At 46.1% G+C, this 23824-nt stretch carries 22 protein-coding genes; 10 read left to right on the forward strand and 12 right to left on the reverse strand.

Going from position 1 to position 23824, the window contains the following annotated elements; genetic code table 11:
- Positions 1-135: 135 nt before the first annotated feature.
- Together EBR25_00710 and EBR25_00715 are read left to right on the forward strand one after the other, a co-directional pair.
- On the forward strand, positions 136-378 hold the full coding sequence (locus tag EBR25_00710; GenBank protein NBW39500.1) for a hypothetical protein: 243 nt from the start codon (positions 136-138) through the stop codon (positions 376-378).
- Between the two features lie 135 nt (positions 379-513).
- Positions 514-891: a DUF971 domain-containing protein gene (locus tag EBR25_00715; protein NBW39501.1), complete on the forward strand. Its 378-nt coding sequence runs from the start codon at positions 514-516 to the stop codon at positions 889-891.
- Between the two features lie 115 nt (positions 892-1006).
- On the opposite strand, the gene EBR25_00720 is transcribed toward EBR25_00715, so the two are convergent.
- The 8 genes from EBR25_00720 to EBR25_00755 all read right to left on the reverse strand — a co-directional run bounded on the left by EBR25_00720 (position 1007) and on the right by EBR25_00755 (position 11697).
- The gene (locus EBR25_00720) at positions 1007-1279 is read right to left on the reverse strand and encodes a translation initiation factor IF-1 (GenBank protein NBW39502.1); all 273 of its coding nucleotides are present in this window, start codon (positions 1277-1279) and stop codon (positions 1007-1009) included.
- A gap of 122 nt (positions 1280-1401) precedes the next feature.
- A complete protein-coding gene (locus tag EBR25_00725) occupies positions 1402-2382 on the reverse strand; it encodes an acetyl-CoA carboxylase carboxyltransferase subunit alpha (protein NBW39503.1) in 981 nt (326 codons plus the stop codon).
- A gap of 198 nt (positions 2383-2580) precedes the next feature.
- Entirely contained in the window at positions 2581-3690 is a 1110-nt protein-coding gene (gene miaA, locus EBR25_00730) for a tRNA (adenosine(37)-N6)-dimethylallyltransferase MiaA (protein NBW39504.1), read from the reverse strand.
- A gap of 133 nt (positions 3691-3823) precedes the next feature.
- Complete coding sequence (mutL, locus tag EBR25_00735; protein NBW39505.1) at positions 3824-5668, reverse strand: DNA mismatch repair endonuclease MutL; 1845 nt, start codon at positions 5666-5668, stop codon at positions 3824-3826.
- Entirely contained in the window at positions 5668-6891 is a 1224-nt protein-coding gene (locus EBR25_00740; protein ID NBW39506.1) for a PDZ domain-containing protein, read from the reverse strand. The genes mutL and EBR25_00740 overlap by 1 nt, the downstream gene beginning before the upstream one ends.
- Complete coding sequence (locus EBR25_00745) at positions 6881-9073, reverse strand: bifunctional (p)ppGpp synthetase/guanosine-3',5'-bis(diphosphate) 3'-pyrophosphohydrolase (protein NBW39507.1); 2193 nt, start codon at positions 9071-9073, stop codon at positions 6881-6883. Before EBR25_00745 ends, EBR25_00740 begins: the two co-directional genes overlap by 11 nt.
- A gap of 316 nt (positions 9074-9389) precedes the next feature.
- Positions 9390-9902: a DNA-directed RNA polymerase subunit omega gene (locus EBR25_00750; protein ID NBW39508.1), complete on the reverse strand. Its 513-nt coding sequence runs from the start codon at positions 9900-9902 to the stop codon at positions 9390-9392.
- 169 nt (positions 9903-10071) lie between these two features.
- Positions 10072-11697, reverse strand: a complete 1626-nt coding sequence (locus EBR25_00755) for an SH3 domain-containing protein (protein NBW39509.1) — start codon at positions 11695-11697, stop codon at positions 10072-10074.
- A gap of 245 nt (positions 11698-11942) precedes the next feature.
- Here EBR25_00755 and EBR25_00760 point away from each other — a divergent pair, with 245 nt between their 5' ends.
- The 8 genes from EBR25_00760 to EBR25_00795 all read left to right on the forward strand — a co-directional run bounded on the left by EBR25_00760 (position 11943) and on the right by EBR25_00795 (position 20488).
- Positions 11943-12527 carry a hypothetical protein gene (locus EBR25_00760; protein ID NBW39510.1) on the forward strand — a complete coding sequence of 195 codons (585 nt, stop codon included), beginning with the start codon at positions 11943-11945 and terminating at the stop codon, positions 12525-12527.
- Positions 12528-12590: 63 nt separating this feature from the next.
- Entirely contained in the window at positions 12591-15017 is a 2427-nt protein-coding gene (locus tag EBR25_00765; protein ID NBW39511.1) for a hypothetical protein, read from the forward strand.
- Positions 15018-15066: 49 nt separating this feature from the next.
- A complete protein-coding gene (locus EBR25_00770) occupies positions 15067-15672 on the forward strand; it encodes a CPBP family intramembrane metalloprotease (protein ID NBW39512.1) in 606 nt (201 codons plus the stop codon).
- Between the two features lie 136 nt (positions 15673-15808).
- Positions 15809-17653, forward strand: a complete 1845-nt coding sequence (locus EBR25_00775; GenBank protein ID NBW39513.1) for a hypothetical protein — start codon at positions 15809-15811, stop codon at positions 17651-17653.
- 174 nt (positions 17654-17827) lie between these two features.
- Positions 17828-18049, forward strand: coding sequence for a hypothetical protein (locus tag EBR25_00780; protein ID NBW39514.1), 222 nt, complete (start codon positions 17828-17830; stop codon positions 18047-18049).
- Between the two features lie 81 nt (positions 18050-18130).
- Entirely contained in the window at positions 18131-19093 is a 963-nt protein-coding gene (locus tag EBR25_00785; protein ID NBW39515.1) for a hypothetical protein, read from the forward strand.
- 737 nt (positions 19094-19830) lie between these two features.
- Positions 19831-19914, forward strand: a complete 84-nt coding sequence (locus EBR25_00790; protein NBW39516.1) for a hypothetical protein — start codon at positions 19831-19833, stop codon at positions 19912-19914.
- 85 nt (positions 19915-19999) lie between these two features.
- Positions 20000-20488, forward strand: a complete 489-nt coding sequence (locus tag EBR25_00795) for an Rrf2 family transcriptional regulator (GenBank protein NBW39517.1) — start codon at positions 20000-20002, stop codon at positions 20486-20488.
- A 96-nt stretch (positions 20489-20584) separates the two neighbouring features.
- On the opposite strand, the gene EBR25_00800 is transcribed toward EBR25_00795, so the two are convergent.
- The 4 genes from EBR25_00800 to EBR25_00815 all read right to left on the reverse strand — a co-directional run bounded on the left by EBR25_00800 (position 20585) and on the right by EBR25_00815 (position 23821).
- Entirely contained in the window at positions 20585-21064 is a 480-nt protein-coding gene (locus tag EBR25_00800) for a hypothetical protein (protein ID NBW39518.1), read from the reverse strand.
- A 41-nt stretch (positions 21065-21105) separates the two neighbouring features.
- Positions 21106-21765 (reverse strand): guanylate kinase, encoded by a 660-nt coding sequence (locus tag EBR25_00805; GenBank protein ID NBW39519.1) that lies wholly within the window; start codon positions 21763-21765, stop codon positions 21106-21108.
- Between the two features lie 69 nt (positions 21766-21834).
- A complete protein-coding gene (locus EBR25_00810) occupies positions 21835-22770 on the reverse strand; it encodes a DUF1732 domain-containing protein (protein ID NBW39520.1) in 936 nt (311 codons plus the stop codon).
- 16 nt (positions 22771-22786) lie between these two features.
- Positions 22787-23821, reverse strand: coding sequence for a D-glycero-beta-D-manno-heptose-7-phosphate kinase (locus tag EBR25_00815; GenBank protein NBW39521.1), 1035 nt, complete (start codon positions 23819-23821; stop codon positions 22787-22789).
- Between the last annotated feature and the right edge of the window lie 3 nt (positions 23822-23824).

The following is a 23824-nucleotide window of genomic DNA, read 5'->3' on the forward strand; positions in this document are numbered from 1 at the left end:
TCATGGAGTCTTTTCCTGAGCCATACCATAATCTTATTTCTGACCGTTGTCTTCTTGCCTCATAAACCATTAGTATTAGGAAACTTTCTTGAATATAGTGGGCAACACATTATTGATAGTAAACTGAGCAGGGGTATGGACTTACAAGAACTTTCTCGTAAACAGAAGCGCTTACACGATTGGTCACAGTTTCTGAAGGATGATGCAGAAGAAAACTCTCTTCGAATTCAAATGGCAGAACTTTTAAAACGGTATCGTAATATCCTTGCTCGGTGCTGGGAAGAGGAGTTCATCTCCGAAAATCAGAAAAAAACGATAGAAGATCTGGAACGTCAGTTAGAGCAAACGATGAATGACCTTCGACTGGCAGCAAGCTGATGTAAATCGTGCTTCAAACAGATATTGTCGCGTTCTCGTTCTTTTGTGCATATTAACGTGAGCCGCATTGAATGAACTATAAACTCTTACTTCGTAAAGGTAAGAAGCTACATTTAAAGATAGTGCAACTTGAAGATGAGGTCCCCCTTGACTATGAGACCACTCAGAATCGAAAGACAAGAATTCAAAGGACTTCTTATTGAGTGGCCACAGCCATCTGGTCAGCTTCTCTTACCAGCTGAGCTTCTTCGACGTCATTGTCCGTGTGCAGTGTGCCGAGAAAAGCGTGGCGAGGGAAACCATGATCATCCACTCACCCCTGCCAAGAAGAAGAGTCGACTCGAAGTAATCTCTCATTCAAAGGAAGAAGTCCTCGGACTGGAAAAGATATGGTCGGTTGGCAACTATGCCATAGGCATTATGTGGAAGGATGGCCATGATGATGGGATTTTTACATTCGAGCTACTCAGCGAATTAACAACGATTGCGCGCTCGGATCTCAACAATCAATAGACGGGCACTCAACCCTGAGAAAGAAAACACAGGCTATAGAAACAGCAACAACAAAAGCACGACCCGTAAACGAGGGATCTCGCCCATAACTCGGAATTCTCGTCGAGAAGAGTGTCTATTCCTCCTCTTGGCCTTTTGATTCAGCAAGAGGATTCTCCCCTGGCTTCGGCGCTTCTTTCAAACGCCGAACAATCCGACCCTTGGAGAGGTCATAGGGGGAGATCTCTACTATAACATGGTCACCCGGCAGAACGCGGATATAGTACCTTCTCATCTTTCCAGCGAGGTACGCGAGTAGCTCGTGGCCATTATCGCACTCAACTCGGAAGGTTGTGTTCGGAAAACACTCCTTGATTACCCCATGCATTTCTATTGCGTCTTTTCCCATATCTCTCCGTTTTCCTCTTCTATTCGACGCCTAAACGCCTCAAAAATTTTATCTGTTCTGCTTCTCTTCACACCGCGGCCGATAGGTCGACAAGTCCACTGACTCAATCACACCCCGCTTCATCATACGACTGCAACTCCACCGATATTTCGATATTTCTTATATCGGGATTCAAGTAGCTCTCCGACACTTAGCTTGCTCAGTGTTTCTAGCTGTGTCCTAAGCGCTTCGCCAAGTTTTTCAGCCGCTTCCTTATGATTCCAGTGCGCCCCTCCGAGTGGCTCAGCGACCACTTCGTCCACAATTCCAAAAGATTTCAATCTATCAGATGTGACTTGCAGAGCGTCAGCCGCTGTTGCCACCATCTGCGTCGAATCATCACCCTTTGCATGCCAGAGGATTGATGCGCATCCCTCAGGAGTAATTACCGAGTAACACGCGTATTCTAGCATGAGTATCCTATCTGATACTCCAAGAGCTAGGGCTCCTCCACTTCCTCCTTCGCCAATCACGACACTAATTACAGGCGTGGTTAACTCTGAGAGCTCCTGAAGATTCCGAGCGATTGCCTCACTCTGTCCACGCTCTTCAGCTTCAATACCGGGATACGCTCCCTGTGTATCGATGAATGTTATGACGGGAAGACCAAACTTTTCAGCCAGTCGGAATAAACGGAGCGCCTTTCGGTATCCTTCAGGCTGAGGCATGCCGAAATTTCTCTTCAAGCGCTCTTGCATTCCGCGTCCTCGCTCATGACCAACGACCATTACGGGCAGCTCACCAAGAAGAGCTGTTCCACCAACTATGGCAGGATCATCACGAAAGGAGCGATCGCCATGCAGCTCTTTGAAATTTGAAAAGATGTAACGGATATAATCCAGGCTAAATGGACGATCAAAGTGTCGTGACAACTGAACACGTTGGAATGCTGTCAGACGAGAGTACGTGTCTTTTCGAACTCGCTCTGCTTTTGACTGCAACTTTTCAAACTGCTCTGTCTTTGTAGTATCTCCTGCTGCAATTTCATCTTTCAACGCATCGAGTTGAATCTCTAATTCTAGAAGTCCCCGCTCGAATTCAAGAGGATGTTCGATTATCGTCATACGTCACACTCAATGGTTGGTATACTTATAGTTCAAAATACAAAGACCCCATAGTGTGTAAGGCATTCCCAAAAATTGCAAATCTTCCCCATTTTTTCGGCACTTTAAAACGTTCCAAGGCGCCTGATTAAAACTTAAATCACTCAAAGAACTTACATTTTCCCCAAAAAACTCGTGCAATACCAGTTCCTCGCGGCCCTAGAGCTCTAGGGCACCAGCATGAACAAACCAAACGACATGGCCTTCAGCTTCTAACGCACCGCTATCCTTCGCACCAATCTGCGAAGAATTCCACCGCTTCTCTAACGCTTCAATCAGCTCATCACTAGACCATCGCCAAACATGAAAACCTTTCCTGCGTTCACCAGCTGCGCCGCGTATTCCAGAATCCTCCGCTAAGATCTGAACCTGTTCTTGACGGTGCTCTTCAATGCTCGGCGAAATATTCCATTCAAACTTTTGTGGGGCATTCCGCCAATAGGTCATCTGCCGCTTCGCATATCGCCTTGTTGCCTGAGAGATTTCACGAACAATCTCTCTATGGGCCTCTTCGCTCACTGAGTGCCGGCTAATAAGCCGCTCAAAAACTTGCTTGTAGCCTAATGCTGTCTGACATTGCCACTGGGAACCATAACAGCCGAACAGATAGCGAGCCTCTTCAATAATCCCATTCGCTACCATCCGTTGCGATCGCTTCTCAATACGCCTATAGAGATCTGAGCGAGACCAAACAGGCACAATAACCGTGGCATTTCTACAATGCTGGATACGGGCCTCTTGTTTGCACAGTTCGGAATAACTTTTTCCAGAGACCAGACAAACCTCAAGGGCCCTGATGATACGAATTCTGTCATTCGGATGAAGGGCTTCCGCCCGTTCAGGATCAAGCGTTTCCAATCGTTTGTGAAGCTCTTCCACTTCTTCACGCTCGAGTTCTTTCCGTAACTCGGGTTTTGATGCGGGGAGGCGAGAAATTCCAGCCAACAATCCCTCGAGATACAACGTTGAGCCACCGACAAGTACTGGCATTACCCCCCTGCTCTGAACATCCTCGAGAATTCCACAGGCTGCGTGAACGTAACTCTGTACATCACATGGCATAGCACCAGATAAGGTTCCAAATAAGTGATAAGGAAGCTGCTCTCTGTAGGTGGACTTCGGCATGGCAGCACCGATATCGTGCTCAGCATACAGTTGCACCGAATCGGCATTGACAATTTCGCCCGCGAAGTGTCCGGCAATGCGGTGTGCTAGTTCACTCTTCCCGCTCCCAGTAGGGCCAGAGATAATAATAGGCGCTTGGATCATAAATCGAAACTAATCTCATACGACAAACGACAATAGTACACCACATTGCCGTTTTGATTGCATCACCCCTTCTAACATCTCTTCAGAAAATAGCTGAATGAAAAATACTGGTCCACTTTTTCTGTAGCTCTGCTTACTGTCGGCCGAACCGACGCTCAAGCTCGGTCTTCCCAAAGGTGGCTATCACTGGCCGTCCGTGAGGACATGCCGAGCTCCATTCTGCCTCGTCGAGTGCGGCAAACAGTGCAAAAACTTCTTCTCGAGTCTGGAGGTCTCCAGAGCGAATACTCGCATGACACGCCAGCCGAGCCGCCACCTTCTCTAATTCACTTTCCAAGGCTCTTTCTACTGGCAAATCCTCCTCCGCCAACTCACGTAAGGCTGATTTTACTTGCTTCAGGGCTATCCAAGTTGGTTTCTCTTTCACCTCCAGAGTTGTCTCGGTTTTTGACTCTATCTCAAATCCACACGCAGAGAGCAGTGGCACTTGCTCCATGACTCTTGCAATAATCTCTGAGTCAAATTGCAAGGTCAGCGGAATCAGCAAAACCTCTTTATGTGGCTCATCACTTCGCAATCGCTCAAGAATAATGTTGTAATTTATACGCTCATGGGCGGCATGCATATCTAGAACAACCAACTGTTCTTCATATTCACAAATAAGATAGCAAGAAAGCACTGTGCCGAGATATCGAAGATCCTGATATCGGAAGACTGAGGCAGCCCCCTGCACTTGCCTCCCTGAACCGTCGAGGGCACCACTTGGCACATCTCCATCCGCAAGCAATCCTGCAACCGGGACTGAAGATTCAGAACCCTCGACACCTTCCGAAGTTGTTCTTGTGTAGTCCCGGTCACTCAGAGAGGACTCAAAATAAAATCGCTCGGAAGATGCCGCACTGGCGCGTTGATAACCCGAGTACGCACTCGCATCACGTTGAGGTGCAGGCGATGAATGGCTCTTTAAGCCAGATTCCGTCATTCGGTTTGCAAGCGGGCTTTCAAACCCTCCAACTGCTGAGCGCACTCCACGGAGAACCAGTTGAAACAAACGAGAACTATTCCAAAATCGAACTTCTTGTTTTTGAGGATGTACATTAATGTCTACTAGCTCTCCAGGAAGTTCAACATGTAAGTATCCGAGAGGAGCTTGCTGAGCTTTTAGCGTTCCTCCAAATCCCTCTCGAGCCGCTCTCAAAATAGCCCGGTCGGATAACATTCTTCCATTTACAAAAAAAGCGAGCGCAGATGGTGTTGACTTTGCATACTGAGGGGCACAGAGATAGCCTGTGACACGAAGCTGTTGTTCTTCATATTCGACTGCAACTGCTTCTCCTGGATAGACCTCACGTGCTCTATCGAGCGATGATGTTCGAGGGGCAAGTTGCAATTTTTCTTTTCCATCAACGAGAAGACGTAGCCTCGTTTGTGGATGCAATAATGCATTGGCCCGCAACCAACCTGTAATCTTGACAACCTCTCCCCTGTCTGTTTTTAAGAACTTCTTTCTCGCTGGGGTATTAAAGAATAAATCCTGAACAACAATTTCAGTCCCGACTGGCATAGCTACGAGCGAACGTTTGACGAGCTCTCCTCCTTCAAACTCAACCTCAACACCAACTTCTGCCGAGTGGTGCCTGCTCCTCACCCGACACTTCGAGACTGAGGAGATAGACGCCAGCGCTTCTCCTCGAAATCCAAAAGATTGAATAGTGCTCAGATCTTCTTCTTTCTCAATCTTAGAAGTCGCATGCCGCTCAAATGCAAGCTCTATCTCATCAGCTACAATCCCAGAACCATCATCGCTTACTCGTATAAGACTCTGCCCGCCATCTCGAATCTCAACAGTAATAGAAGTAGCCCCAGCATCAAGCGAGTTATCGACTAACTCGCGCACTACTGACAAGGGGCGTTCAACTACTTCACCCGCCGCTATCCGATTAATAGTTTCTTCTGAAAGTTTCTTTATCATCATCATTACTGAAGTGCCGGTTTAAGAGTTACGGTTCGTTGGTCTTCGTGATTTCCACCGCGACGGAGCGAAATTCGTAATGCTTCGCCATGCCGAGCAGCAAGCACCGTAGCCTCTACATCTTCTACCGATCGCATCTTTTTTCCATCTATGGCAGTTATCAAATCCGCTCTGTCAAAATCTCTTACCACACCACCACGAAAAACCTTTCCAACAGGTCGCTCAAGTGGCTCAATCCCAGCCTCTTCTGCTGGACTTCCAGGGAGAATCCTCCGCACCAAAGGCCCCTGATTCGTATCTACTAATAACCACCCAACTCGAGGCCTCAAGACTTTACCAGTAGCAATAAGTTCTGAAAGAATTGCTCGCACTCGGTGAATTGGAACCGCAAAGCTTATACCAGCTGAATCGCCAGATTGACTCAAGATCGCCGCATTGATTCCTATTAACTCACCCTTTGAATTGAGCAGAGGCCCCCCAGAACTCCCGGGATTCAGCGCTGCATCAGTCTGAATCAGGTCTTTCATAACAACATTTTTGGGATTCCTTACGGTGCGATGAAGGCTAGAAACAATCCCGCTTGTTAGCGTTCTTGCCAGCCCATGCGGATTACCAATCGCAAATACCCATTGCCCAACCTGTAAGGAACGAGAATCGCCAAATGCAATCGCTTTTAAATCCGCAGGAGGGGACGTCAACTGAAGAACAGCAAGATCTGACTCGGGATCATGCCCAAGGAGTCTCGCTCGGTAGCTCTTTCCATCAGCAAGAAAAATATCGATGGACTCGGCATCACTAATGACATGCAAACTTGTCAGAATAATCCCTTCTTTTGCATCGACGACAACACCACTCCCCGCTCCGCTCTGAGAACGAGCAGAATCATTTGCTGTATAGCCATATATATCTAAGCTATCATTGCTCATTGATTGCGTACTGATAAAAACAACCGCTTCATTGGTTTTTCGGTAGATCTCAACCGTCTCTTGCTCGAATTGCAGTAAAGGATTACAGAAGGCGAATGACGGAATAGCAGATAAAACGGCGGTGTATACTATCGACAAACGAGGAACCAAACAGCGAAAGAGAACACCAGAACACTTTTGAAGGAAGTCGCTAACTTGACTATGGATAACTTGGTTATAGATACGAGTCCTATATCGGAGCGAATGCGAACAATTTTGAGTACACATATGCTTGAGTCTAACGCGAAGTGAACTAAGATCCAACTGCTCCTCGGCCCACGATTCTATCAACTTTTGTTACGCCACTCACCTGCTCAATAGCTCGAATCAATTTTTCAAGCTGCCTTGCATCTTCTATCGTTATTTCAAAGTGGTGACGAGCCTTGCCCCGTTCATTTGTATTAACCTGAGCGCTGTTAATATTCGCACCATTTTCTGTAATAGCAAGCGAAACTTTACTTAAGAGTCCTATGGTGTCTTGAGAATGTACTGTTAGCTTCACCCGCCGAGGAGCCTTCGCATCACCATGCCATGCAACATCTATCTGACGAAGCGGATCACTGCGCAATACTTGAGAACAGTCAGCTCTATGGATTGTTACCCCGCGCCCTCGCGTAATAAAGCCAGCAATCCTATCTCCAGGAAGCGGTTCACAACACTTTGCGTAGCGAATCATAATATCCTCAAGACCGCTCACTTTCACCCCGACCTTTCGTCGAGAGGCTCGAGCAGCGCGCTGAAAGATTCTTTCAAGAGCTGAGCTCTCCTCGACCGGCTTCGCCTCTTCAGCTCCATAATCTGGCAATAATTTCGCAAGAACTTTCGCAACGCTCACCTTCCCATAACCGATCTGGGCATATAAATCTGTGCTATTTTTGAGTCCCATCGACTGAGCAATCGGCTCGAGTTGTTTCGCCTTTTCTATTTTCTTCAGGCTAAGCTTGATCTTTCGCAACTCTTTCGTCAGCAATTCAATTCCAAAGGCTGTGGAACGAGCTTGCTCCTCGCTTTTCAGAAAAGCTCGAATCCGCTGCTTTGCCTTAGACGTTCGGACAAATGATAACCAATCTCGACTCGGTTTCTGACTCTTAGAAGTCAGAATCTCAACCGTATCCCCATTCTCTAGTGAGTAATCGATACCAACCAGGGTTCCATTCACTTTCGCCCCAATCGTTCTCTGTCCAACATCAGTGTGAATGGCATAGGCAAAATCGATCGGCGTAGAACCGTGAGAAAGCCGAACGAGATCTCCCTTCGGCGTAAAGACAAATACATCCTCTGGAAACAGCTCCCCTTTGACCGTCTGAATGAACTCATCGGGGTTTTTGAGATATTGCTGTTCCTCTACAAGAGCACTCACCCAGTGTAGGTCAAAATCAGTCTCGGCTGAGGACTTCTGACGACCATGCTCCTTATATCGCCAATGTGCTGCAATCCCTTCCTCCGCTATTCGATGCATTTCTGGCGTCCGAATCTGGCACTCGATACGACTCCCCTCTGGACCAATGACTGTCGTATGTAATGACTGATACATGTTGGGCTTTGGCATCGCGATGTAGTCTTTAAAGCGGCCTGGCACAGGTTTCCAAGCGGCATGAATCACTCCTAGCGTCTCATAACAGGCGCGTAATGTAGGAACAATGACCCGAAAACCGTGCAAGTCATGTACTTCGTCAAAGGAGAGATTGCTCCTTTCCATCTTCTCCCAGATAGAGTTGAAGTGCTTCGATCTTCCGGTGACAGAGGCTGAAATTCCTGCACCCTCTAAATGCGCAGACAGCTCCTGGACGGTATCACGTACATACTGATCTCTTTCCGCCTTCGTGCGAGCTAAATTCTCTTTTATCGAGTCATAAATCTCCGGCCTCAGACTCAGTAAACAGAGATCTTCCAGTTCAGATTTTATCCAGTAAATACCGAGCCTATGCGCAAGTGGCGCATAAATTTCGCGGGTTTCAAGCGCGATGCGACGCTGCTTATGCTCGGGGAGAAAGCGAAGCGTTCGCATGTTGTGCAGTCTGTCACACAATTTTACGAGGACCACTCGGATATCTTTCGCCATCGCGAGCAGCATTTTCCTAAAACCTTCAGCCTGCTTCTCTTCTTGGGATTCAAAATTTACACGAGTTAACTTCGTAACACCCTCTACAATCTGAGCGATATCTTCACCAAAAAGCTCAGTCAGCTCTTCCGAAGTGACCTCATCACAATCTTCAATGGTGTCATGAAGCAGCGCCGCTGCAACGGATGCAACGTCTAGCCGCAACTTACATACTAAAAGAGCAGTCTCAACAAGGTGATTCACATAGGGCTCGCCAGAGGCCCTCTTTTGATCAGAGTGATGCTCGAGCACGAAGCGATAGGCTTTTTCGACAAGCTCAAGATCTGGAGCTGGATGATACTCGCTGAGCTCCCTGGTTATTCGTTGTAAATGCTCTTCACTCATAGATGATTCTCTTAGTATACCTTACTGTAAAACTCCTGAGAATGAAGTAAAGAGTATAGATTGCCGAGCGTCTACTCGTTATTTATTACCTTCTCGGCTCTAGACAGCTGATACGGACACCAACAAATTTTTCTTTAGAGAAATGAAACCTCAATAGGGCTCAAAATAGAAACTTTTGAGTGAACAAGGATGGGGCCCCGCCAATACTGGCGTATGGCACTAGGCGTATCGGAGCTCATAGAGATGGACCGAGACAAAAAGGCGGATGCACCACCCAAGCGCTAAAACAAACCCCGTGTTCTTGAAACTCAACCGCTTAGAATTGCGAACCCTCGATTGAGTTGGCTTGCGTAGATTTTTCCGACTCAGAAGACTCTTCTTCAGAGGACTCTTCTGTTGCAACAGATTCAGTAACGGCCTCGACGGAGTCTTCCCCTACTGTTCCTGCACCATCTTCATTCATTGGCTCAGAGTCACCACTCTCTTCCACACTGCTCTCGTCAATACTGGGCGTCTCAGCAACTACTGCTTTGGTGATAAAAATATTCTCTTCAGCGATGCTCTCTTGTTCCGCCGCGAGCGCGAGCTCGGCCTGAAGACGCTTCTCTTCCTCTTCTCGCTCTCGTGCAAGATCTTCTTCGGTCTTAAATCGGACGAGTCCCGCGGCTATCTCTCGAAGGGAATTAACAACAGCCTTATTGCCTCTTCGCACGTCCACCAGAGGCTTAGCACCCGTTAAGATCTGCTTCGTTCGCTTTGAAGCAAGCTGAACGAGGGAGAATCGGTTCTGTTCTTTCTCTAGGCAATCTTCAACGGTAATACGCGCCATACTGTTCTCTCGTTAATGGATAATTCTCAACTGCTCACTCTTTGAGGCTGAGGGTACAGGATCAAACACTATAATTCACAGGAAAACTAACAACTTGTCAACTAAGCCCCTCTTTTTTAGGCATTTTTAGGGTCATTTGCATCAATGCTGCTCCTCGAGGGCATCATTCTCACTCATCAATAGAGGCGTCTTTCCTCGCGATATAACCTGCTTTTCCATTCTTGGAAACAAGAACAAGCCACTCACCAATCCGTCTGAGCACTCGAACCTTTGCCCCACTCGTAAGCCGCTCAACTATTTGCGCATTCTCTGATGGCTCTTTTCTCACCTCAGTATCAACGATTGTGCGGTAGGTTATTGGAGATTCGATTCGCTTTGGCTTGGAAGACTTCCTCTCCACAAGATCCTGTCCGACTCCTTTTACAAAGTCTCCTGGCAGATTCCTAGATTCCTCTTTCTTTCTTCGGATATCATCAAGCAATCCATCAGGTTCTACAGGACCTGACATATCGATTTGCTCTTGCTTGCCTTGACTGGATCTCTCTGCGGCACTCTTGGAGCTAGTCGTCATTTCATTCGATTGCAGTAATAAGAGAGCTGTTTGAGAGCCATTACTGACACTCTCGCCATTCTCTACATCCAGCAACATTCCCCTGAATAGTCGAGGTGTGACCGTATTATGATCGGGCAAAGAAAGCTCGGGGGCAAATTGTGGTAGCGTTGTGCTGTAATGAATCCTATCTTGATGAAGCACAACATCTTGCCGAAACAGATAATGAGACAGCACAAAAAGGAGTGCGAACATCGAAATTCCAACAATCGCACTCTTTTGAGACACATGAAAAAACTTTCGTGACTGCTGGAGTGGTTGAGATGAATCTGGCTGATTTGCGGAAAAACTCTCTGTATCAGCAGATCGCTCACTCGCCTGCTCCTTCAGCGAGAGAGTCTCTTGCTTCTCCCTATTAATCGGCTCACTCGTTGAAACGGCCGCTTTCTGCTCCACACAAGAGGCAAGCTCGTCTAAGATTTCCCGCTCCACTGGCTTGAGCTCATAGCTCTCTCGAGAACGAAGCCGTTCAAGAAGAAGACTCTCTTCATGAAAAAATGCATAACGATCGCCACAGAGGCTCCGGATAGCCTTCAGAATCGCATACAGCTGAACAACATGAACCTCTTCATGAAAGGCCTCGTTAACCATATTTCTCGTAAGTTGATATAGGGCGGCTTCGAACTCGTCATCACAGGAAAAGGATCCGTTGTTCACTTCATTATAGCTTTGAAGCAAATCCTGCAGTGGAGCGAGGAGTATGGCTATTGGAAGTTGCTTTAATTGCAACTGACTGTAGATCCACCAATACCGCTTTTCATTCGAGTCATGCTCAGAATCCTGAGAACTGACAACGTTAATCTCGCCCCACTCCTGTTTTTTGGCTAGCTCAACGCATTTTTGCCAAAACAAAGATCGGGAAGAAGTGGAAGTCGGTGCTGTCATATCAGAGTTATCTTTCTCGCCCATCTGCTGAGTTGGCAAGACAGTCATCGTGGATGAGTCGCCCAACTCTATTTTACCCTGATTGCGCGTTTGTATTTCTTCGGAACTCGAAGGAAGACTCAGGAGATTTTTCAAAACCTCTTCAGCATCCTTACTGGAGTGCTGATCAGTTGATTGATTTGGTAGCTGATATTTCTTTTTTTCTGTATCGATCAGTGTTTCTAAAATCTGCTTCGCTGAATCATGCTGATTATCATCAGCTTCCGTTTTCTGCTCTTCATCCTTTTTACTGTGTGTCACGCTCTTTAATCCGTTACCGCACCCTTGATCGCATCTATTCCCTACTATAGCAGACCGAGTATCCTCAATCTCTTTAAATAGACCCTATTTTTTGGTCTGCTCCCTGCGCCGCATTCCATGATTTCAAGAAGTGCTCTAAAAAGTTATGCTCATGTCATACGAACGAGTAGCTTCACTCTATGTATTATTCGATATTTGACCCGATAAAGTAGAGTGAGAGAAAAGTCTAGGCATTAAAGTAGCTTATGAAGCGGATTGCTTCCTGTTTCATCTTTGGATTATTTATTCTCGTAACGGGATGTGCCACCACGTCCCTTGTCTCTCTCCCCCTCTCTGAAGAGCTGAAATCTCTAACCCCGAGCACGCTGGCTCCCGAGGTATCTCTCGATATTCATATCAGCTCAGAGGTAACGAACTCCTTAGGTACCCAGTTCTTTCTCCTCGTGTTTCCTCTTGGGAAGACACTCGCTGGTGAGATTGAGGCCCTTACTCTTGATGCTGCCTATAAAGAGCTCCTCATTGCTGGATATCGCCCAAATCTTGATCTGAATAAAGCTTCCGACAATGCTCTTCGCGTTACAGTCCGCAAGGCCGAAGTTACAACCTACGATCTCGTGTTTACCCGACTTGTAAAATGCTCAGTGACCCTTGAAATGGGGTGGATTCTCAAAAATACCGGTAAAGCAACGCCTCCTTTCCTCGTCGAGTTTGAGCAAAAGAGTTATATCCCTCTCCCCTTCTCTCGTCGACTAAGCAAAGAGTTCCAAAAAACCGTCTCAAAAGCGGTCAAAAGGGGGATTCAGCTCTCCCCTCTTGCCCCAAGACCTTGATGTGCCTCAGAATTTTTCTCGTTCCCTTGAACTTCACACTCGGTCCACCGTACACTGCAGAGCATGCAGTTTCTACGTAGAGCAGTTTCTCCAATTCTTACCTGGTACTTTCGATTCGTTCCAGTACCCCCGTCATTTTTAAAGCTCATAAGTGGTCGGAATGTACCCGCGATCGTCACACAGAGTAATTCTGTCATCATCGAAGCATTACTAAGATCATTCGCCAGACGCTCAGGATGTCACCTTGAATCAATTAAAGCCTTAAAAGGTCGGCATACTACCAAAGCTGACACTTTTTATTGGCTAAACTTCCAGAATGCGGAGGAGCTCGAAACTTTACGCAAGAACCAGTCACCAGAATCGTTTTCTACCATGAATATCTTTCGCGGCAAGGGCCCAGTGTGGAGTCATCCATCGTACTCCCTGAAGCTTATGGACTTCATTGGTTTACTCCTTAGCCCGCTGACTCCCGCTCGCTTTCTTATTGTAATCTTCGGGGAGCCTCTGACGATTGACCAGTGGGAATCAGCTTCTCTCAACCGACTTACTCGTCTTTGCAAGTTAGATTTTTACAGTAACCTGAAAGTGGTTCGAGGAACTCCCTTTCAGAAATTCTCAATACAGGAGCAAATCGTACTCGGAGGTCAGGACTATGAGAGAGCTCTCCGAAAACTCAGTAAGAGCCTAGGAATTTCAGAGAAAAAGCTCCATATCGAGGCAAAACGCGCCTTTCGACTGATTGCAGCCCGTCCGCGTGGCTGGCTCTACCAACCAGCTACCATTTTTGCTCGCTTTTTACTCGGCAGGCTCTTCACTGATATTCAAGTCAGGGGACTTCCCCAGTTTGCCAAAGCACTGAAGAAAGACACCGTTGTCTTGGTTCCTATGCATAGAAGCCACCTAGACTATATTATTACCGGTCAGGTGCTCTACAAGGCCAACCTTAATCCCCCTCTGATTGCTGCTGGAGTAAACCTCAGCTTTTGGCCACTTGGGTGGATCATCCGTTCTCTCGGGGGGTATTTCGTTAAGCGTAACGCAAAGCAAGACCGGCTCCACGGACTCGTTCTTAAGAGATATGTAGGCTACCTCGTAAAACGTGGGCACCTTCAGGAGTTCTTTATCGAAGGAGGCAGAAGCCGTAGTGGCAGGATGCGCTCGCCGAAATTAGGGCTGCTAAAAACCATTACAAATTCTTACATGAAAAAAGTACGCAGAGACGTACTATTTGTTCCAGTATCTATCTCCTATGAGCATGTTGTAGAGGATACGGAATATGCAAGAGAAAATACAGGTTCAGGAAAGACGGAAGAAAATTTGATTTCGCTTTTTCGAGCTCGCGATGTCTTACGGGAGAAATTTAAAGAGGTAATAGTCCACTTTGGGCAGGGCATTCGATTTTCTGAATTTCGAGACAATTACAAGTCTAATGCGGGCGGGCGCAATCTTATTGAAGATCTTGCACTTGATATTACCCGAAAAATTGAGGGTCAAACAAGCATCGGCTTGAGGAGCTTGACGTATCTTGCCCTGTTTCTCTCGCCAACATACGGGCTTACCAGAAAGCAGTTAGAGCAGTCTATTCATCGATTAACAGTCGCTGCAAAATGGTATAGAGAGGCTGAGGGAGACGAGACGTTCGCTCTACCAACACCTGCGTTACAACGGTTCCTCGACAAAGAGAAAGATGAGAGCCACGACTTCTCCACTGTCGGTGTTACGACGAGAAAAAACTACTTAGGAGAAGATTTGATCTATGTGCCTGGAAATACGCGTTACACTGCGGATTTCTATAAGAACTCGGTCGCGCATGTCTATTTGATGTTAGGTCTCTTATCGATACTGGATGCAACTGGAAAGCAATTACTCTCTTCTGAAGTTCGTCCTTACTATGAAGTACTCAGCAATGAGCTTCTTCTTCCTGCATGGGATGTATTTGAGATAAAGTTGAATCGATATATTGAAATTCTCTTACGCGAGGGAATTTTGGAACAAGATCGGCGTGAGGCCAGAGTTCGGTTCTCTGAGCATGGCATGCAGTATTGTCTCCCCGGCGTTCTCATCGGTCATTTAGAGTGCTTAGTTTGGATCTACTCTTTATTCGAGACTGAGTCGTTTGTAGAAAGACCGCACCCGTACATACAGAACACGGTGCGAAGGGTCTATGATTATCAAGGATTTATTCGCTCGGCTCAAAGTCAAATGCAGATAGCCAAATATGAATCGGTACTGAACAGAACTGAAATCTCATCGTTATCCGCAATCACGAGTGCGCTTGAGGGATTGGCAGCTCGTGGAATCATCTCATTTCAGGAACAGAATGGAAAAAGGTCTGGAATACTCGTTGAGGAGGTTCCGATCGAGGAGAAAGAGCTACTCGTTGTCACTCACCAAGCACTACTTGATAAGATGTGTCAAAGTAAGGACATTTTTTCGTCAACTCTTGGGAGGCACGGGAAACAGACAGACTTGCGTGAACCTATTCAGTGAGAACTGAAATCGAATGATCTCCGACACTCACCCCAACTGAGCAAAGAGCATGAAAGAAAAAAGTATCGGATGGAAGATTACGCTGCTTGTTGCTCTAAGCGAGGGGGTGTTATTTCTTTTCTCGCTTCCCTGGCTTAATCGCACTGTGGTTCCCTTTCCTCCAGATATTTTTCCCTATATACAGATAGGAATATTGTGCTCACTCCCTTTGCTTATCATTAGTATTCTCCTTTCCGTTTCAATGACGAGGTGGGCCTTTCTACAGAGCAGCGCTTTAGGACGGCAGCTACAAGAGCTACAACGGGATTACATTTTTCCTCTTAGCAGCTCACTAAGGGGCGTGCACATATTTCTGATAGCGATGCTTTCTGGCATAGGAGAAGAAGTATTTTTCCGAGGGCTCCTTACCTGGCTTCTGTCTTCTGTCACTATGGAGATATTTGTGCTTCTTTTCGTGAACGTGGCCTTTGCTCTAGTGCACTTCATTGGGAATTTTTATCGATTCTCATGGGTAATTCCAATATATTTTGCAGCGGGGATTTATCTCTCAATTATAAATATTTACTTTGACAATATTATCGTTCCCATAGCGTGCCACGCGTTCTTCAATTTCTGTTCCCTTCTGTTGAATCGTCATTGGGCAAAGACAGGGTGAGCTGTGCACCTGCGCCTCCTGTCGAGACTTCTCTCTTCAAGACGAAATGGAACTCTAATAAACCGTGATGATTTCTCATTGTGCGCTAGCCAAACTCACGATACCGTTTGGAGACTAAGGATAGGTGGAGGAATTTATGAAAACCAACTTGAGAATCATTCATTATCCAAACTTTGGAAAAGTCTTCGTTTTCTTCCTTTCAATCTTGTTAATGATTTCAATGTCCCTATCTGGATGTAGAAATAGAGGAGCTGCTTCAAAAGCTCAACTATTTATCGATCATGAAATTGCTCAGAAACTTCCAACTTCAACCGATGGCTTTTTGTTTTTTGATTTTCAGCGTCCAGCGTTCCAGAAATATCGAGAATATGTAAAAGACAATTCTTCCCCTCAGTCTTTTACAGAAAGGCTAACTGCGGTACTCGAGGCCTCTAATGCTCCGGAAATATCGAACAATGAAATTGTAAAACTCGTGGTTGAACTATCAGATAAGTACAACCCCTTTCAGTCAAAACAGTTTTCCAACATGATGTACTTCTGGGGACTGTCTGAGAGTCGCCCGTTTATCGATGCTGGACTGTATGCTGACATATCCGATGGGAAGACACTCGCGGGAGATATAAAGCGGTTTCGATCAACTCTTGAAGCTCAGGGTGCTAAGGTAGAGGAGATAACTGGGGACTTTCTTTTCGGACTCAAGGTCACGCCTCAAATACCTGAGTCTCTGGCACCCCAGGGAGAATCGCAATCAGGCGAGCCCAATCTTGCTCAGAAGGCCGCACCGAATCTCAGCACACTAACCGCTGCAAATGGCGCCGATAATGAAAGTTTCCCGATTTTTATTGCCGTTGCTTCTGAGATGCTCAGCATTACGTCATCAGAGGAGTTATTGAAACGAGCCTTTGCGAAAGAGATTTCCCAGGAGGAATCTGGAGCTGAGCGGATAAAAAAGTTTCCTTCATTCCAGCGGGTGCGGGAGGAATATAATGGAGCGAATGAGTTTGCTTTTATGTATACGGATGTAGACTCCATTACAGACGGCTTGGCGAATGTCCTGCCGAAACTTACGAGCACAACTCAGCCTGAATCAATCTCTGAACTCGTAAACAACTTTCCTCTAAAATCCTTAGCGATGCGTCTTACCTACAATAACGCTCCTGGAACGGATCTCGGAATTCTCCTTGAGGAGAAAAGCGTTGATAGCCATCCAGTTCTCTCCTTATTAGGGGGTAAAGAGGGAAGCAAGATGCAACTGGATACTACGCCCAGAAATGCGGTCTTCTACATTTCATTCGCAGGTCGACTCTTTAAGATGCTTGATGCACTGTTAACCGCGCATCCTATGGGCGCGCCAGAAAACTTATATAAAGATTTGTGGAGCCAGATGAAATTTTTGCAAAAGGTCTCTGAACTCTCTATAGGTGTTCTCCCTGCTGATGGAGCATCGTTCCTTCCAAGTCTGATTGTCTCTTTATCAGGAAAAATGAACTCGCAACAATTGGTGGAAACCATAAAAGCCGCCCTTCGCAATAATGCTCAGCAACTTCCGGTCACAAACTGGAACAGTAAAGAGATACTCGGAAGTAATGTTGAGTTTCTGTTGACACCCATGGGTATTGGACTATATCTCACGGCTGAGAGGGGAAGACTTCTCTTGGCGACTTCGGAAATTGGGATGAGATCTTTGCTGGCAAAAAGGGGCGATTCAAGCCAGTTTGTTACAGGTGAGTCTTTGCCGGGGGGAATTCAGGAGAGGACGAGGGCTTCGTCTCCGCTCGTTTTTACTTATTTCAACTCGAAGCAGGCGGTGCAACTCATTAAATCTGTTGAGGCTTCGCTATCTATGTTTACGGGGGGACAGCAGTTAATGCCGCCTGAGCAGTTGCAGGAGATAGAAAGAATGGGCACGAGTTTCTCTGTTACTTCGTATAGGGATGGCTTTTTGAATGTTTCCTCTGCGCTTGCTGGTGAAGGGAAGTAAGTGTGAGAAAGCGGTCGGGAGCTAAGGCTGGCGTACCGACCGTTGTAGGAGGGGGTGTGCAGGTCGTCTAAAAAGTCGGAATAAAATCATATTGTTACAAGTGTCGAATCGTCTATGCTCGGCAGCTCATCAAAAGTAGAAGAAAGAGAATGAGTTTCACAAAAGAGGGTGGGCATGGACACACTATCAAGATTAATGGACATTTCGAGCCGTCTGGAGCACTTAGAGTCAGTTGCTGAGTGGATAGCGAGAGAGACGGTCCATGCTGATGCGGGTGTTTCGCAATCAGGCACTCTGATTTGCGTGCTTGCCGACGAGCTCAGAGAAGCAATTTACGCCCTCGCCAAAGACTTCGAAGAATCCACCAACCCCCACTCCGACGAAAACATCCACTAGTTCTCAGAGAACTTGTGAAAGTTTAATTCACTTTAATCCATTTTTTCTTTCCGGAATGGAAACTTTTCTCTACACCTCTCGATGAGTAGGTGTATGTCATATCATCCGCGTATTGAATCGAAACAACTGGCGTCATTTCTCACCACGAGAAGTCGAAATAGCGAGCTCTGGTTTGTGAATAATGCACAACTAGAGCTCGCCATTCTCGGCTATGCAGCAAAATATGCAGAGCGATACGGTGTAAAGCTCTATGCACTTGCTATTGAGGGTAACCACATCCATTCTCCTGCTCTCTTCCCAGAAGCGAACAGAGCTGATTTTATGAGAGATTTCAACTCAAGTGTTGCAAGAGCCGTTTCAAGATTTTCACCAGAATTTCCGGGAGGAACCTTTTGGGCTAGGCGCTACTCACAAGAGTTCCTGCCTGAGAACGAGGATATAGAGGAGTATTTCTTCTATACGGTCCTACAACCGGTTCAAGATGGATTAGTAGAGAAAATCTCTGACTATCCCGGGTATAACTGCTTTCACGACGCCGTACATGGCATCAAGAGAAAATTTAAGGTTACGAATTGGGCTAAGTATAACTCAGCTAAGCGCTTCAATCCCTCAGTCTCGATAAAAGATTTCATCCATGTGATACACCTTGAATATGAGAGATTGCCTGGCTACGAAGAACTTTCTCAGAAAGAGTATTCTGTACTTATGCATGAAAAGCTAGAAAAACGTCGAGTTGAGATTGTACGTAAAAGAAAACTGAATGGTCTCGGATTCGCTGGCAAAGAGGCGCTCCTTAAAATTCCTGCTGGAGCTCTTCCGGTACGTTCTAAAAAAGGTGACAGTACATCACACCGACCAAGAGTGCTATGCGTGTGCCAAAAGAAACGAGCCAAGTGGTACGAGTGGTACTTTCAGAAGTACTTTCTCTACAAAGAGGCTTCACGAAAACATAGGGATGGTGAACTTCATGTATCTTTTCCTCCTGGCACATATCCTCCACCTAGCCATCGACTTCCACCCGAAACTATTCACCTTATCGCATAGCGAGATCGGTAGCCGCCATTCCTAAGCCAGCTAATCCTCAGCGTCGAGTGCTGATTTAAAAATGCTATTTGGAATCAGCCAATCACCTCCTATTTCCTCTGTAAAACTGGGCAAATCGTCAAACGCATTCTATTCACTATCAGCCCTACGCAATCTTATTAGAAAACTCTTTATCAACTTCCCATCACAGCAAATCTTTTCAAACTCATTTACTCACCGCACACCGATTCTCTGAGAATATTTCGTATTTTTAGAAGTTTTCCTCCGTTGTTTTGAATTGAATCATCAGGAAATTACGGAAAAAGTGGAGCAACTTCATAAATAACGGAGATATGTTTGTACGTTGAAGAAGTTCCCTGGAGAAACAAAAGTATGGGTAAAGTAGCAACCGCCCTAAAGTTACAACCGAGCGCCAACATAACAGACGCTAACGCCCTATCCACCCGTAACACCCTAGAGCTCGTCATCATACCCAGCGCTACCTCCTCTACTCAACCTCTTACCCCGGCACAAAAAAGTGACCTCATACTACCGCTGGTAATCGCTCTAATCCTTATTCAACTCCTAGACGGGATACTCACCGGTATCGGCGTCACACAACATGGAATTCATCTTGAAGCAAACCCTATCCTTAGATATGCCATGCAGCAGATCGGGCCACTCTGGACGCTAGTAGTCGCAAAAGGACTCGCCATTCTCATTATCTGTGCACTAGGCAAGCTGGCTACCAGCGTAAAATGGCTCCCGCCCATCATGTTGGCAGTTGCCGGTATTTACCTGGCTGCAGCCATTATTCCGTGGACCATCATCCTCTCCTTTAACACAATATAAGCCCTTTCACTTTTTCCCCTCTTAGCACTCTCCGAGACTAGACGCTCCATAATCTCCCAGTCTATACTTACCCTCATGCATGTAACGAAATGGGGTGAATACGGAATTCTCTGCAGTCTCTTTCTCGCCTCTCGTTCTGAGAGTAGCGATAGCATATCAGCTACTGAAATAGCTGAGTCTCAAGCCATACCACTGCAATATACCCATCAAATTCTGCTACGACTCCGCCGGGGAGGTATCATAACTAGCGAACGGGGACCAAAAGGAGGCTTCCATCTCAGTCATGCTCCCGAAGAGATTAACTTGAAACAGATACTAGAAGCATCCGAAGGAGATACCTTCGAGATTATCTGCGACTCCAAACCACCATACGGGGAACTCTGCGGGAAAGAGCATCACTGTGCTCTTAGTGGCCTCTGGCATGAACTGAAGATTGCAATCGATAACGTCCTAGAGAGCAAAACACTGGCTGAACTCTTAAAAGAACATGAATTCTTTCCCGAAGACGCAATTTCAGCACTCGTCTCCATAAAATCGCGCCCTAAACCCACCTCTCTCTCCTAGAGTATAAACGATTCGGACTCCTTACTTTAGAAACAACTTCACCTTCGACTGATCATATTCGTGGTTCGAAGCATAAGAAAAGTGCCTGTGACGTCCTTATGTGCCTTCCTCCAGCACAATTTGCAATTCAAATAACTGCTCTCCGCGACGAACAATCACGCTACTCTTTCCATCTTGCAATACCGCAGATGGATACAACCCAAGAAGCTCTGGTTGTACGAGTGCTCTATCATTTATCCCGAGAAGGATATCGCCATTTTTGAGTCCCAATAGCACCAGCGGCCCGTCCTTCTGGAGTTCAAAAATCCGGTGCTCTGGAAAGACAATTCTAGAATTTCTACGAAAAACAGGAACTACTCGAGGACCACTACTTTTAGCAGAACGTTGAACCGCTGACTCTAGCGCCATTCTCGCTACTGGCTTAACTAAGACAGTAGGAATCTCATTCAGCATCTCTAACACTGACCTGTCTTTGAAACGATTCTTCTCTACATCTTGATTGTCAAACCGACTCAACAACGAGCATCCACCTAGAACCACAAGGCAACTGGCCACGAAAAGAGTTCTCTTTATCATCTCACACGTCCCTTCTTTTTGATGCACAGATACACCCCAATTTAAAGTTCATACTCCCAGATTTCTTCCGTTAATCTCTTCAACTCAAGACGAGCTTGCACCATATCAGTATTCTTCTGACTCTCTTGACCCTGAAAGATCGCTTCCACCTCTTGTTCAGACTTATCCCTATCCTTGTTTGATATCCAGAACTGAAAACCCCCTTCATCAATGGCTTCCTCAAAGTCGATGAGCTCGCGCTTCATAGTCTCAAGCCTTCTCAACAATTCTTCATCGGAAACACCACCACGTAACTTCACTCTTTCAATTAGGGTTGATATAGAAGGAGGCAACACCAGTATTCCCTTAAATTGAGAGGGAAATTTATGAAAGAACGTCATAGCGCCGCGCACATCAACGTCTAGTAAGACATGCCTGTTTTCTTCAGTAACTCTTCTAATCCATTGCTGGGGTGTTCCATATAAATGACCATGCGTTTCTTCCCATTCAAAGAACTCCCCACTATCTACACGCTCCATAAACTGTTGTCTTGTAAGAAAAAAGTAATGCTCTCCATCAACTTCTTTTGGCCTCGGATCTCTTGAAGTTGCAGATATAGCAAGAAGAAGCTCTTCGCCATGCCGCTCTAAAAGCCTACGGCTCAGAAAACTCTTACCAGCCGCAACGGGCCCTACAAAGCAGAAAAAATAACCGACTGTCACAGCGAGGAAGCTCCTTTTACGTTAACCTCATTAGGCACTATCATAATCTGCACAAATGCATCTACGCTCCTACTCAAGATTCTGTACCTGCTCTTTAATCCTTTCAATTTCCGACTTGATTTCAATCGTGAAGCTTTGTGCATCCGCATCTTGAATCTTTGAAGCAATTGTATTTGTCTCCCGCAAACATTCCTGAAGAAGAAAATCGAGTTTCTTGCCACAGAGAGCCTCCATAAGAACAGAATCGAATCGACCTAAATGTGCCCGTAGGCGCACAATCTCCTCTTCGACATCAATTTTTTCCATGAGCAGTGCAACCTCTGCGACGATTCTCTCTGCAGTCAAACTCTCTTCCTTGAGAAACTCCTTAAATTTTTCAGCCATCTCAGCCTCTCGCTGTGCACGGCGCTCTCGCCGAAGAACCTCTATTGCATTCACGTGCTGTATGATGGTTTCTCTTCTCGAAAGAATATCAGCACACAATACATCTCCTTCTGTCCGCTGAGAGACCCTCAAATTTTTTAAGGCTAACGCCAGAAGCTGAGAAAATGCCTCTACATCAATATTCAGAGGCATCGCATGATCTTGAAAAATATCTTTCCGTAAAAGAATATCAACTGCTAATCGCTGCCGTAGTGACTCATTCCATAACCCCTTTGGAGAGAGGACCTTCTCAGCGGCCGCAAAGAATCCATTAAATCGCGCACCAGATACAGAAATGCCCCGATCATCGACTCCATCAATTATCTCGCCCGAATCATCATCTTTCGTGGCACTAAAAAAAATCTCTATTCTTCCCCGACCGCAACACTCTGACGCTTGTTTTCGAGCAAGAAGCTCGAGACTGCCGTACTCTCGAGGAAACCGAGTGACAATATCAAGGTATCTTCCATTCACTCCTTTAACCTCACACTGCATGCTAATGCCATCCTTCGTCAGCTGTGCAGCACCATAACCTGTCATACTATGACATTGAGTCTCCATCTCTCTTGCTCCGACACTCATTACGTTCGTTCTCTCACTATAGATTTGAAAGAAATGCTGATAATTTTTCCCTAGTAATAGGAACTGTTCCAACCTCTGAAACGACGATACCAGCTGCGATATTCGCTAGAGAACCAGCAAGATCCACAGGAGTACCAGACCCTAAAAGCGCAGCAAACACCGCCGTAACCGTATCTCCAGCACCCGAAACATCATAAACGGATTTGGCCACCGTCTCTAGGAATAACCCCTGGGGATATTCATCGCTAACAAGAACAAGCCCTCCTTCTCCAAGGGTAACCATCATCATTTCTGATGACCACTGCTCCATTAGCATTTTCGCTGCATTGAGTGCATCAGCGTTGTTCCGAATATCAATCCCTGTTGCACGCTCTGCCTCCGCGCGATTAGGCTTTGCTATCGTGATGTTCTTATACGCTTTGAAATTTGCTGGGTGAGGATCGACCACGATAGGGCATGTAATCTTGCCAGATGTCTTTAATGTCGAGAGAAGATCAAACACTTCAGGCATTATGGTTCCCTTTCCATAGTCTGAAATAATAATGACGTCTGGAGCACCAATGTTCTTTTCGAGTAGAGAGAGAAATGCGCTTACTCTCGCATCGCTTGACTCGGGAAGCACTTCTTTATCGATACGTACAACTTGTTGGGAATGAGCTATTACTCGAGTTTTTACAATACTTGGATAGCGTTGATCTATAAAGATACTCTGAGGTGATATCCCTTCAGAACCGAGCAAACGCTCCAAGGACCTTCCTTCTTCATCCTCACCAATGACACTACACAGGGATAATTCCGCTCCAAGCTTTCTCAAGTTGACGGCTGCGTTTCCTGCACATCCTAAGCGGTCTTCTACCCGATTAATATGCACAACTGGCACTGGAGCCTCAGGTGATATCCTACTTACATCACCCCATACATAACGATCAAGGACAAGATCGCCTATCACGCAAACACGAACAGACTGAATTCTGTCTAATGCACTTCGATATTGATCCGCAGTAAAATTAGTAGACATGAAGAAGCCCTTTCCCTTTTCGGCGACACTCATACG

The sequence above is a fragment of the bacterium genome (genome assembly GCA_009926305.1).
GTDB lineage: Bacteria > Bdellovibrionota_C > UBA2361 > UBA2361 > RFPC01 > RFPC01.

Coding starts and splice junctions, on each gene's coding strand:
- EBR25_00710 (NBW39500.1), top strand. CDS start 136: ATGGACTTACAAGAACTTTCTCGTAAACAGAAGCGCTTACACGATTGG.
- EBR25_00715 (NBW39501.1), top strand. CDS start 514: ATGAGGTCCCCCTTGACTATGAGACCACTCAGAATCGAAAGACAAGAA.
- EBR25_00720 (NBW39502.1), bottom strand. CDS start 1,279: ATGGGAAAAGACGCAATAGAAATGCATGGGGTAATCAAGGAGTGTTTT.
- EBR25_00725 (NBW39503.1), bottom strand. CDS start 2,382: ATGACGATAATCGAACATCCTCTTGAATTCGAGCGGGGACTTCTAGAA.
- miaA (NBW39504.1), bottom strand. CDS start 3,690: ATGATCCAAGCGCCTATTATTATCTCTGGCCCTACTGGGAGCGGGAAG.
- mutL (NBW39505.1), bottom strand. CDS start 5,668: ATGATGATGATAAAGAAACTTTCAGAAGAAACTATTAATCGGATAGCG.
- EBR25_00745 (NBW39507.1), bottom strand. CDS start 9,073: ATGAGTGAAGAGCATTTACAACGAATAACCAGGGAGCTCAGCGAGTAT.
- EBR25_00750 (NBW39508.1), bottom strand. CDS start 9,902: ATGGCGCGTATTACCGTTGAAGATTGCCTAGAGAAAGAACAGAACCGA.
- EBR25_00760 (NBW39510.1), top strand. CDS start 11,943: ATGAAGCGGATTGCTTCCTGTTTCATCTTTGGATTATTTATTCTCGTA.
- EBR25_00765 (NBW39511.1), top strand. CDS start 12,591: ATGCAGTTTCTACGTAGAGCAGTTTCTCCAATTCTTACCTGGTACTTT.
- EBR25_00770 (NBW39512.1), top strand. CDS start 15,067: ATGAAAGAAAAAAGTATCGGATGGAAGATTACGCTGCTTGTTGCTCTA.
- EBR25_00775 (NBW39513.1), top strand. CDS start 15,809: ATGAAAACCAACTTGAGAATCATTCATTATCCAAACTTTGGAAAAGTC.
- EBR25_00780 (NBW39514.1), top strand. CDS start 17,828: ATGGACACACTATCAAGATTAATGGACATTTCGAGCCGTCTGGAGCAC.
- EBR25_00785 (NBW39515.1), top strand. CDS start 18,131: ATGAGTAGGTGTATGTCATATCATCCGCGTATTGAATCGAAACAACTG.
- EBR25_00790 (NBW39516.1), top strand. CDS start 19,831: ATGGCTCCCGCCCATCATGTTGGCAGTTGCCGGTATTTACCTGGCTGC.
- EBR25_00795 (NBW39517.1), top strand. CDS start 20,000: ATGCATGTAACGAAATGGGGTGAATACGGAATTCTCTGCAGTCTCTTT.
- EBR25_00800 (NBW39518.1), bottom strand. CDS start 21,064: ATGATAAAGAGAACTCTTTTCGTGGCCAGTTGCCTTGTGGTTCTAGGT.
- EBR25_00810 (NBW39520.1), bottom strand. CDS start 22,770: ATGAGTGTCGGAGCAAGAGAGATGGAGACTCAATGTCATAGTATGACA.
- EBR25_00815 (NBW39521.1), bottom strand. CDS start 23,821: ATGAGTGTCGCCGAAAAGGGAAAGGGCTTCTTCATGTCTACTAATTTT.